The organism is Succinimonas sp. (genome assembly GCF_045225735.1).
GTDB lineage: Bacteria > Pseudomonadota > Gammaproteobacteria > Enterobacterales > Succinivibrionaceae > Succinimonas.
Genome location: NZ_JBGVBR010000415.1, coordinates 1 through 10,265, shown reverse-complemented (window position 1 = coordinate 10,265; position 10,265 = coordinate 1). Strand labels below are relative to the sequence as shown.

Sequence of the window (10,265 nt, the reverse complement as noted above, 5' to 3'; positions counted from 1 at the left end):
GTTACATAGTCCAGATTTCCCCGGTTTTTAGTATCTGCCCAAATCAGCTCTGCATCTTCCTTTTCCGGCTTGATCATGGTTCTGGCGCCCGAAAACGGCGGATTCCCGATTATGTAGCTTAATTCCGTTTTCGGGACTACGACATTCCAGTCAATCCTTAAAGCATTGGCGCAGTAAATGTTTGAATGGGATCTCAGGGGGAAAAACTCAATGGAGCGCTTAATGATGCTTTCGGTTTCCTGAAGCATCTGACTTTCGGCAATCCATAAGGCCGTGTTTGCCACAGCCACGGCAAAATCATTGATTTCAATACCATAAAACTGGTTTATGGAAACCTTTACGGGGTTAAAATCCTCCGATTCCAGGAAGGAAACATCGGTATAGCTCCTGATTAGTTCGTTTTCCAGACGTCTTAAACAGATATAGGTCTCCGTAAGGAAATTTCCTGAACCGCAGGCCGGATCCAAAAACTTTAAAGAAGCCAGTTTGTCCTGAAATCTGACAACCGCCAATTCCTTCTTTTTTGCAACACTGATCTTTTTAATTGCGTTCAGTTCTTCCTTTAAATCGTCTAAGAACAGCGGATCAATAACCTTATGGATATTCTCAACGGAGGTATAATGCATGCCTCTGACCCGTCTGGTGACCTGATTTAAGGTGCTTTCAAAAAGAGCTCCGAATATGGTAGGAGAAATTTTTGACCAGTCCAGGCTGTCACTGCATTCCGTAATCAGGAGATGCTTGATTTCATCGGTAAACGGAGGTATTTCTTCCGTTTCCTTCGATTCAAATTTAAAGAGATTGCCGTTAACATAAGGGAATTTTGCCAGAGCCGGATCGTCCGCTTCGAGATAGGTGTCTCTTTCTTCAGGCCTTTGATTCAGCACCGTAAACAGGTCTATAAGTCTTCTCCTGATATCCCGAGCGGAAAACTGTTTTAAATAATTCCCAAACATATGATTGTCTTTAGGATTAAAGAGTCCCGCGTCCTCGGCATACAGACAGAATACCAGTCTGACACAGAGTTTATTTAAGCTCTTCAGGGAATTTTCATTATCAGGATCTCTGTAGCGAGGCTTTAAGGCATCGTATAATTTGCCAATAAGCTTACCAGCTTTAAAAGAAAGCTGCTGTTCAATGATGACATCCTTAAATTTATCATCAATTAAAAATCTGACAAGATTTGTATTGCCTGGAATATCCTGAAGCTGTATTTCAATTGGATTATGGCCATTAGGATCCGATGCCATATCATAAATCATTAAAGCTTTAAAATTACAGATGATTATCCAGTTTGCCTTGTCATGAACACCAAGTTTATTATCATATCTTTTAGCTTGTTCAAAAGGCGTCAATAAACTTCCGTCCGACTGTTTTTTAGGTTTAGTCAAACTGACATTTCTGCTTTTCTGTTCTATTATAACTTTGGTATGATTGACGTAGATATCGATCTTGCCGCCCTCAACCTTTTTTTCAAAATCCAGATATTCATAAGGATCTGAGCATTCCAGAACATTTTCAAAAAAATCAAACCAAAACTTATGACTGTCCTGATCTTCGTTTCCTTTATCCTTCCATCTTTCAACGAAATCCCGAGCTTTAAAATTTACTGCCGGCATAATATTTTCCTTATATCACAGATTTTGCCCAAGAGTTATGCAGAGCATCTGAATTTGCAAGCATTAATTATTTCTGAAATCTTATGTTTTTAGATTGCTATTTATTTAATATTTAAATGAATTTAATCTTATTAAATCATCCACAATATTAACTCCCATTTCTTTTAACAACTCAATCGTTTGCCGGGGAGACGCCGCAATATGCCATTTATTGCTAGCATGCTGAGATACTTTTATACCAGCAGCCTTAATCAAACACTCTTTGAGAGTTAAATTCCTGAGATAATCAGAGGATGATTCTTTTTGCCTCTTTCTAAAATAAAATTTTATCTGACCAGCTACAAGAAAAATAAAACCTAATCCTTGCATCACACAGTAATCATCTGTTCTCAATCCATAAAAACGCATCCTATTCTCAGCTAACTCATAACGATTTTTAATTGACAGATATTTTTCGTAATCAGAATAAGCATCAAGAGGCGTTATCATTTTATCAAAATTTAATCTTAATACCGCAACTCCAAAAGCAGGGCCAATACGTTCTAATACTTCTTCAGTATGTTCATCATCCTGAGCAATTTGATCTCTGAAGTCCTGAACCAGTTCATTATGCATTTTCTCATCTCTGAATTTTATAATTCTGTCATCGCCAAATTCAGAACGTTTAACTTTTTGAGGATGAAATATTATTGTTTTTGCATCTGCCGGGCAATTTACTTCAGTTTTAACAGAGTTCTTTTCTGCTTCTTTATCAAAATGCGCCTGATATAAATCTTCCAGCTCCCTGACAGATGACTCGCCGCAAAGAATCCTGTCTTGTCTAACTTCTCCATTATCTCTTCTTTCCGACTCACCTCTTCTTTCATATGCAAAACTGTTATCAAAGGACTTAAATTCCTGTGCGGCCTTCTTAATGGCGCAATTATCCGGAACTGGTATGATGAAGTGTTTTCCTCCCTGACGATACAGCTTCATATTTTCTTCCGAGTAAAATCCTTCATCCAGCAAAAACGTTGTGTTATCCGGAAAGCTATACGACTCGAGCAAATCCTGCACCGGAGGTCTGTCTAATAATCCGCCTTCGTATATTTTGCAGGTCAAAGGCATTTCTTCTATGACATCATATGCTTCAAGAGCGCTTATCTGTTTGTTTCCTGTTCTCAGGGACTCGCTTCCATAATCCGCAAGTTCATTCCGTTTGGAACATGAGAGCATAACGCGCCAGACAATTGCTGTCACTCCGGAGGAGTTTTCGATGAGTTCCTGAGAATACCGTTCGCATACTGCAGGATGCTGTCCAATCAATTTCAGGAATTGATTTACTGAATCCTCACTAAGATCCAAATTTGGCCATTTGCTTGATAAAATCGACTGGTCAAATACATCCTGGATGCAGCTGACCGGCACGCTCTCATGGAGAAAGCAAATGATGCTTAAGGCATAAATCAGTATTGAATCATCCTTGCTGAAATACCTGCTGAGTTGTTTGAACACCGGATGAGCGTTTACCAATACCGCTGCGTATGCTCCATAATCCTTTACCTGCAAATCTAAATCCCTGAGGTCAGAAATGACGACTGATCTGCAGTTATCAGCGCTATCCTTGCCGGAATTTTCAGTCTTGTTCTCAGAAAGACCTTTCAGCAGTCTTTCCCCTTTTGCATTAGGACAGAATGCTCCTGATTCGATTTTACCTATGCAGGCCCCGCTTGATACCTTGCCGGTCTCTGTTTTTGCGCCATCGGCCGCACCCCTGATAAGTTCGTATACGTAATAGTGAATCCTGACCCCGGATGTCTTGGTCGCAGTTCTCATGGCTTTTACCATGCAACTGATTCCTGAAGGCTTTAATGCAAGTATTGCCGGAGGCACAACGTATTGCCCGTTTTTTACCGGTCTTGTCATGCTAAATCACCATTAGTTACCTAATACCAGAGGCTTAATTATACCTAATCAGCCTATGTCATACAACATCTGAAAGTAGGACTACCGGCATGTGTGAACTTTATCCAATAATTACCTAATCTTCAGAGAATCTGTGTTTACTAATAAGCCAGTTAATAATTCAGCAGCCCATCATCAGAAAACTCTTGCTCAGGAACGGCCGCACTCCCCTTCCCGCTCCGTGAGAATGCCAAGGCCGTGGGAAAGCGTGTCCAGAATAACCTCCAGACACTCGGAAACAGCCTTTCTGCTTCCCGGCAGATTTACAATGAGAGTCCGGTTTCTGATCACCGCTACCGCCCGGGAAAGCATGGCTCTTTTCGTGAACTTCAGGGATTCCGCGCGGATGGCCTCCGCAATGCCGGGAACATTTCTGGTAGCCACAGCCAGAGTGGCCTCGGGAGTCACATCCCGGGGAGCCAGCCCCGTGCCTCCGGTGGTAATAATAAGGTCAGCCCCGACAGTATCGGAAAGCCTGATAAGCTCCTCCCGGATCCGGCTCTCATCATCGGGAACCAGCGCTGTCTCCGCAATTTCATAGCCGGCTTCGGCCAGGGCTTTTGCAATATAAGGGCCGCTTTCATCCTGACGTTCCCCCCGGCTGCCCCGATCGCTCATGGTAAGCACCGCTGCTCTGAAGGGACGAAGTGCCTGTTCCTTGCTCCCGAGCTCCAAAACTCGTACCTGGTCTCCTGCCCTGAGAGAACCGCCCCGGATCACTCTGGCAAAAACTCCCTCCCGGGGCATAATGCAGTCCCCCATGCGCTGATATACGGCGCAATGATGGTGACACTGCTTCCCTACCTGAGTAATCTCCAGAAGGCACGGCCCGATCTCCAGCCGAGTTCCCGGAGGAAGAGCCTTAAGATCAAAGCCGGAAACTATCAGGTTTTCGCCAAAGGCTCCCGGACTTACCTGAGCTCCCCTGCTGTTGAACTCCGCAATCTGCTCCTCGGGAAGCAGGCTTATCTGCCGGTGCCAGTTTCCGGCATGAGCATCCCCCTCAATACCCCAGTCCGCCTTCAGAACAGCAGATTCTGCCGGGGTTTTGGGGAGACCGCGTTTTTCACTAAGACAAATTGCCTTCAGAATTCCAGTGTTATTCATGGGATTTTGTTTCTCGCATTAATCTTTCAAAGGTTCGGTTGTTTCCGGAGCTATGCCGGATGCGCCGCGCTCAGGCTCAGCAGCAGGATGGTCGCTTCTTCCGGAGGCTCCCGTGTTTTCAGGAACGCGACTTCTTTCATGGCCGGAGCAGCCGCGGCAGAAGCCGCGGCAGGATTCCGGCCGCGGAATCCTGGCTACCGGAAGAACCATGTCTGGCACAGCGCGTTCCAGAAGATCCGTGAGCGTTGCAGGCTCTTCTACCGCGCTCAGCGCCGGACATGGCTTAGCTCCTGCCGCCGGGAAGTCCGGCGCTGATAAGAAGGCCTCATCTCCTTCTGCCGCTTCATGAACTCCCGCGCCGGAAAACGCAAAGGTTTTTTTAGTTACCCTTTCCGGGATCTCCTCCGGACTCCGGAAGCACACAATTCTGGGGAGATCGTATTCATATCCCCCTTCCACAATGCAGTAATCCAGACCTTCCCGGGACAGCGTCAGGAGCACGTCCTCCAGATCCAGCTTCCGGGGGTAAATGAAATCAGTCTCGTTTTTGCTCAGGGCCACCACTGCATCAGCCCCGGCCCGGCGGTGACGAGCAGTATTAGAGTCCCGGCGCTCGTCCATGGTAAAACGGGGACAGCCGATGCTCTTAACAGTGCCAACCCGGTATCCCCGGGCCTTCAGGCTCCCGATAAGAATCTCCGCAGTCGTGGTCTTGCCGGATTTCCGGGCCCCCACCAGCTGAAAAACCTTCATGCTAAGATCCTCTGAAGCGGCCGGGCTGATCTGCCGCCTGAAATTTGCCAAAAAAAGTTCTAAAGAGAGCTTAAAGAAAGCTTCTGCCCGCTTTACGAAGGGCATTTTAACGGCTCCGGGGTAAATCCGGACAGCAAACGGCCCCGAAATTGCGAGCAGTCAGAAAAAGTCCGGTGATTACAGGAGATCCTCAGGCTTAAAATCCTTCCGGCGCCGGCCGAACTCTATGGCCCGGAATAAAAGTTCCGCCCGGGAAAGACCGTCCTCGGGGCCATCCGGAGCACTGTTTTCATAAAGCCGTTTTTGCGTCTCCGGATCCGGCGCCGCCCGCAGGGCTCGCTGCCGGGCAAGGCTTCCCGCAACCACCCCGAGGAGAATAGCCCCTTATGGCTGTGATTTACCCTCTCAAGTCTATCATATCCCTTCCGGAATAACGGAATCTCCCTGACGGCAAAGGTCTAAAACAGGGCGTATGCCGGGATTTTCAGATACGGGAAGGGGTTGGAAAGGCGGGAGGAAGAGAGTGAGAACATGGCTCCGGATCCTTAAGAACACTCCCGGCCGCTGCTCTGCTATTCCGCCCTCTCTCCCGCCTTTCAGCCTGCCCTCCTGCCTCCCTTTTTTGAAAACATCCCCTTCTTACGGTAAAATAAGCCTCCGAACGTTTTCTCCGGAACCGGGGGCCTGTTTGTCCGCCTGAAACTGCCGCCGCAAAAACCCCCGGTTTCTCAGCCATCCTGTCACCAGACCAAAATATGTCAGCACCTCTGTTTGAAGTCTCCTCCAAAACCGCCCTCGGGCATGAAATCAAGAAGCTGCTCCAGCTGGCAGTCCCCATATTCATCGGCATGATCTCCACCAGCGTGCTGAGCCTTACCGACAGCCTGATGTCAGGGGCCATCGGCACGGAGGATTTGGCTGCGATTTCTCTGGGCTCCGTGATGTTTTTTCCGGTAGCGCTGTTCTGTCTGGGAGTGGCTCTGGGCATCAGTCCCATTACCGCCCACCTTTACGGCGCCGGGAGGCTCTCCGAAATCGATGAAACCGTCTTTAACTCCCTCTATCCGTCCCTGGCCATCATCATCCCCTGCATTTTAGGCCTCATATTCCTGCCGGAGCTTATTCTGGCAGACGTGGAACCCGCGCTGGCACAGAAAACCGTCTCCTATCTCCGCTGGATGACCCTGGCTCTCCCGGCGCAGCAGATTTTTCTAATCCTGAAAAACGCTCTGGAGGGGGTATCAGTACCGGTGCCGCCCATGCTTATCGGCATTTTTATCGCCCTCCTCAACGTTCCGGCCAATCTGGTTTTCATGTTCGGCTACCTGGGATTTCCGGCTCTGGGGTCTCCGGGCTGCGGACTATCCACGGCGCTGATTTCCTGGGTATCCGTGGCGCTCATTGTTCTCTATGCCAGAAAAAGCCGGGCCCTCCGCCGCTCGGGGATCTCCCTTGCGGCAAAATTCTTCCGGCCAAAGGGCTCCTGCATCCGGGAGATCTGCAAGGTGGGGCTCCCCATTTCCGTGGCTGCGGTGCTGGAGGGCTCCCTCTTTACCATGGTTGGCTATTATCTGACCCGGTTCGGCAGCGCCACGGTGGCGGCCAGTCAGATTGCCTCCTCGGTCTACACCATGGCGTTCATGATCCCCATTTCCATGTCCAACGCCGTGGCCGTACGCGCGGGACAGCATCTGGGAGCCGGAAATACCCGAATGACCAAAACCACAGCTTTGAGCGGTTTTATCGTGTCCTTTGTCATGGTTGTGCCATTCATGTTTCTCATCTACATGAACCGATATGATATTATCAGTATGTTTACCGATGATCCTGAAGTAGTCGCCATTGCCGCGCCCCTGTTCCTCTTCGTGCTGGGGTATCAGAGTCAGGATCCCTTCTTCGGAACGGCCATGGGCATCCTCCGGGGCTACAAGGACACCAGAATATTCATGATCCTCAATGTAGGCATTCTCTGGGGACTGGCCGTGCCGCTGTCATATGCCGTGGGGCTTACGGATCTCACCGGAAGTCCCCGCGGAGTTCAGGGGATCTGGGCGGTGGTGGTATCCTGCTACTACCTTATGACCATCGCATTTATCTGGAGGGACATCTGGCTGTTCCGCCACCCCGAAAGATACCAGAGGCAATCTGCTCCGGAAGAAGCCAGGACAGCAGCAAAGCCGCAGGAAAAGCTTCCGGCATAGTAGGGAACAGATCAGAAAAACTTGCAGTATGGAGCTGCGGGAACGTCATCATTAAGGAGTGTTCCATGAAACCAGGAATAACGGGAATTTTATGTCTGTCGGCTCTGCTGGCCCTGTCCGGCTGCGGAGATAAACCTGCAAATAAGCCCGGCGCCGCTGCCGCAGCCGGAACTCCGGCCAGTACGGCGCAAAGCCAGACTCCGGTTTCACCGCAGGCTCCGGCGCGCAAGGCCGCTGCCGGCAAAGCCTCCGAAAAACGCTACCGCGCCCCCCGGGAGGATATTCAGAAATGCCGCACGGCCATGCTGAAAACCCCCGACAGCGCTCTTAAGATCTGCTACCCTCTGGCAGAAAAGGGAGATCCCGAGGCCCAGTATCTGGTCGCTACCATTTACGGCAATGCCATCGGGGTGAGAGAGGATTTCAACAAGCAGGTGGCCTGGCTCAACAAGGCTCAGAACGGCGGCAATCTCCAGGCTGAAGTGGATCTGGGCATCATCGGCATTATGATCTACACCGGCAATCATGTGGGAAATACCGGAAAACAGGCGCTTTTCTACCTGAACGATGCCAAAAACCGCGGCTCCCTCAAGGCCCGCACCACTCTGGCCAGACTTATGGGCACCGAAGCCTACAAGGATCTCGGCATCTATGATCCGGAAAAGTCTCACGAGGAGCTTCTGGCGCTGGCCAAGCTGGGAGTGCCTGAGGCCATGATCCTGGCCAGCCACAATTACGTTACCGGCTTCGGAACAGCCATTAACCACCATCTGGCAGTCAAGTATCTGGAAGCAGCCGCGCACAAGGGCATCCCCTTCGCCTATAAGAAGCTGGCCGAAATCTATCTCAATAACGAGAACTTCAAAAACAATGAAATGGGCTATGCCTACTTCTTTGCCTACACCGCCTGCGATAACTCCTCGGACAATATGAGAACCCTGGACAGTCTTCAGGAAATCTTCCAGGGCCGGGTCAAGGACTTCAACATCGCCAAAAGACGGGGCGGGGACATTCATCGGAAATACGGCTGCAAAACCTACGCCAGCTACGAGCATGAGGAGTTTGATCGCCCTCCTGAAAAGAAACCGGCACCTCCCAAAGCCAGCGCTCCGGAAGACGATGATGACGATATCTGGGAGAAGTGAGAGACTCCGATTACGGGAAGCTGCGGGAACTGCAGGATAACAGGCGGGGCCTGAGCAGGACGGATCCTGCGGGCTCCTGAGATTCCCGGCTCCTTAAGGAAAAAATTTTCAAAAAGTTCTTTACAGCCCGGATTTATCGGATATAATGAGCACGCTTTCAAGATAAAGCGTTTCACTAAAGTGCGTCTGTAGCTCAGTTGGTTAGAGCATCACCTTGACATGGTGGGGGTCGTTGATTCGAGTTCAATCAGACGCACCATTTTTTTGCCTGTATTTTCTGTTTTTGCTTTTCTCCTTCTTTATTCATCTGTTCCCTCTTCTCTGATTTTTGCTGGTCTGTCCTTCATTCGTAATTACTGACTATACGATTCAGTTCTGTATCCTGTTCAGACATTAGGCATCAGTCATTCACAAAAGGCTGCCAGAGAATGGCTTTTCCTCTTTGAAACTCCCCCTGCTCCTGAAACTGCGGCCCAGGCCAGCGGCTTAATCGCCCCTCCTGATTTCTGTTCCGGAGGTCTTATCTATCTATACAGGGCAACACCTGCCAAACCCCAAGACGGCATTTCCGGCTTACAGCCAGTTCTTTCCTGTCAATTATGTTCAGGCGTGTAACAAACGGCAAAGCATAGCATAGGCATCTAATTAGGATAGGCGTCTAACTGGATGATTTTTTGGAGACGCAAAAGCACAGAAAAGCTGCAAATGACAAAGAAAATCCAAGTATTTTGAATATTTTTATTGTAATTGCGATACAAATCATAAAATCAGGCGGTAAAATACCGCATGATAAATTGACTTTTTGTGTTTCATGCTCTATATTGCATCTTAGTTCGAGAGAGTTTTTATGTTGTACTGCTATGAACGAAGGGAAAGTATTATTGTTTGCCATGACGCAACCTGCTGCGCCGGATATAGATTATCTTTTATTAATGACCAAACATGAGATTCAAGATCTTGAGTATCAAATAGAGATAAAAGATGATTATTTTTATAATATAAATTATTATGAGAGCGACCATTTACGTAAATTCACCAGAATATTCACTGAGCATAATCATATGCTTGAAGCTCTTGTTAAGGAAAGGTTTCATAAAGCGTGTTTAATCGAAACCGCATTTTATTTTCGTGTAATACAGCTTTATCTGGAATACGGGCCAATTCGTAGCAGATACGGCAGCTTCTTTTCTGATGAATTCTTTGCAAACGTAATTAAATATCACGAAAAAGAATCTGGTTTTCTGACATCGCCGCGTACTGCTAAAGAAATATCCAGATTTCTGGGTGAAGTAATGTTCAGGTATTACTTACAAGATAAAAATGAAAACACACCTGAAATATATGCTTTTCAGTACCCGATTATCAGAGAAACTTTCAAATACGTCGCAGAGTCATTTCGTAATGAAAAAGTCTATGATTTTTATAAATCAGAGCTTGATAAGTTCAACCCTTACCACGGTTCTGACGGAAGATTTATCTCCAGACCAGGGGGAACT

Annotated in this window: 7 protein-coding genes and 1 tRNA gene; 4 read left to right on the top strand and 4 right to left on the bottom strand. The window is 48.1% G+C overall.

The annotated features are described in order from the left end of the window. The 4 genes from ACJROR_RS14580 to mobB all read right to left on the bottom strand — a co-directional run. On the bottom strand, nt 1–1,619 hold a 1,619-nt coding region (locus ACJROR_RS14580; protein ID WP_406547733.1), incomplete at its 3' end, for a DNA methyltransferase. Nucleotides 1,620–1,724: 105 nt separating this feature from the next. Next, complete coding sequence (locus tag ACJROR_RS14575) at nt 1,725–3,524, bottom strand: hypothetical protein (protein WP_406547732.1); 1,800 nt, start codon at nt 3,522–3,524, stop codon at nt 1,725–1,727. 189 nt (nt 3,525–3,713) lie between these two features. Next, nucleotides 3,714–4,670 carry a molybdenum cofactor synthesis domain-containing protein gene (locus tag ACJROR_RS14570; RefSeq protein WP_406040304.1) on the bottom strand — a complete coding sequence of 319 codons (957 nt, stop codon included), beginning with the start codon at nt 4,668–4,670 and terminating at the stop codon, nt 3,714–3,716. Nucleotides 4,671–4,688: 18 nt separating this feature from the next. Further along, nucleotides 4,689–5,423, bottom strand: a complete 735-nt coding sequence (gene mobB, locus ACJROR_RS14565; RefSeq protein WP_406547731.1) for a molybdopterin-guanine dinucleotide biosynthesis protein B — start codon at nt 5,421–5,423, stop codon at nt 4,689–4,691. Nucleotides 5,424–6,178: 755 nt separating this feature from the next. Between mobB and ACJROR_RS14560 the strand changes: the two genes are divergently transcribed. From ACJROR_RS14560 to ACJROR_RS14545, 4 genes are all read left to right on the top strand, one after another. Beyond that, the gene (locus ACJROR_RS14560) at nt 6,179–7,624 is read left to right on the top strand and encodes an MATE family efflux transporter (RefSeq protein ID WP_406547730.1); all 1,446 of its coding nucleotides are present in this window, start codon (nt 6,179–6,181) and stop codon (nt 7,622–7,624) included. Between the two features lie 65 nt (nt 7,625–7,689). After that, entirely contained in the window at nt 7,690–8,769 is a 1,080-nt protein-coding gene (locus tag ACJROR_RS14555) for a tetratricopeptide repeat protein (RefSeq protein ID WP_406547729.1), read from the top strand. A 182-nt stretch (nt 8,770–8,951) separates the two neighbouring features. Further along, nucleotides 8,952–9,028: transfer RNA gene (locus ACJROR_RS14550), tRNA-Val, on the top strand. A 415-nt stretch (nt 9,029–9,443) separates the two neighbouring features. Beyond that, nucleotides 9,444–10,265: hypothetical protein (locus tag ACJROR_RS14545; protein ID WP_406547728.1), on the top strand; the 822-nt coding region annotated here is incomplete at its 3' end.

What these genes read in the sequence shown, in the direction of transcription:
- mobB (WP_406547731.1), bottom strand. Translation starts at nt 5,423, where the DNA reads ATGAAGGTTTTTCAGCTGGTGGGGGCCCGGAAATCCGGCAAGACCACG.
- ACJROR_RS14570 (WP_406040304.1), bottom strand. Translation starts at nt 4,670, where the DNA reads ATGAATAACACTGGAATTCTGAAGGCAATTTGTCTTAGTGAAAAACGC.
- ACJROR_RS14575 (WP_406547732.1), bottom strand. Translation starts at nt 3,524, where the DNA reads ATGACAAGACCGGTAAAAAACGGGCAATACGTTGTGCCTCCGGCAATA.
- ACJROR_RS14555 (WP_406547729.1), top strand. Translation starts at nt 7,690, where the DNA reads ATGAAACCAGGAATAACGGGAATTTTATGTCTGTCGGCTCTGCTGGCC.
- ACJROR_RS14560 (WP_406547730.1), top strand. Translation starts at nt 6,179, where the DNA reads ATGTCAGCACCTCTGTTTGAAGTCTCCTCCAAAACCGCCCTCGGGCAT.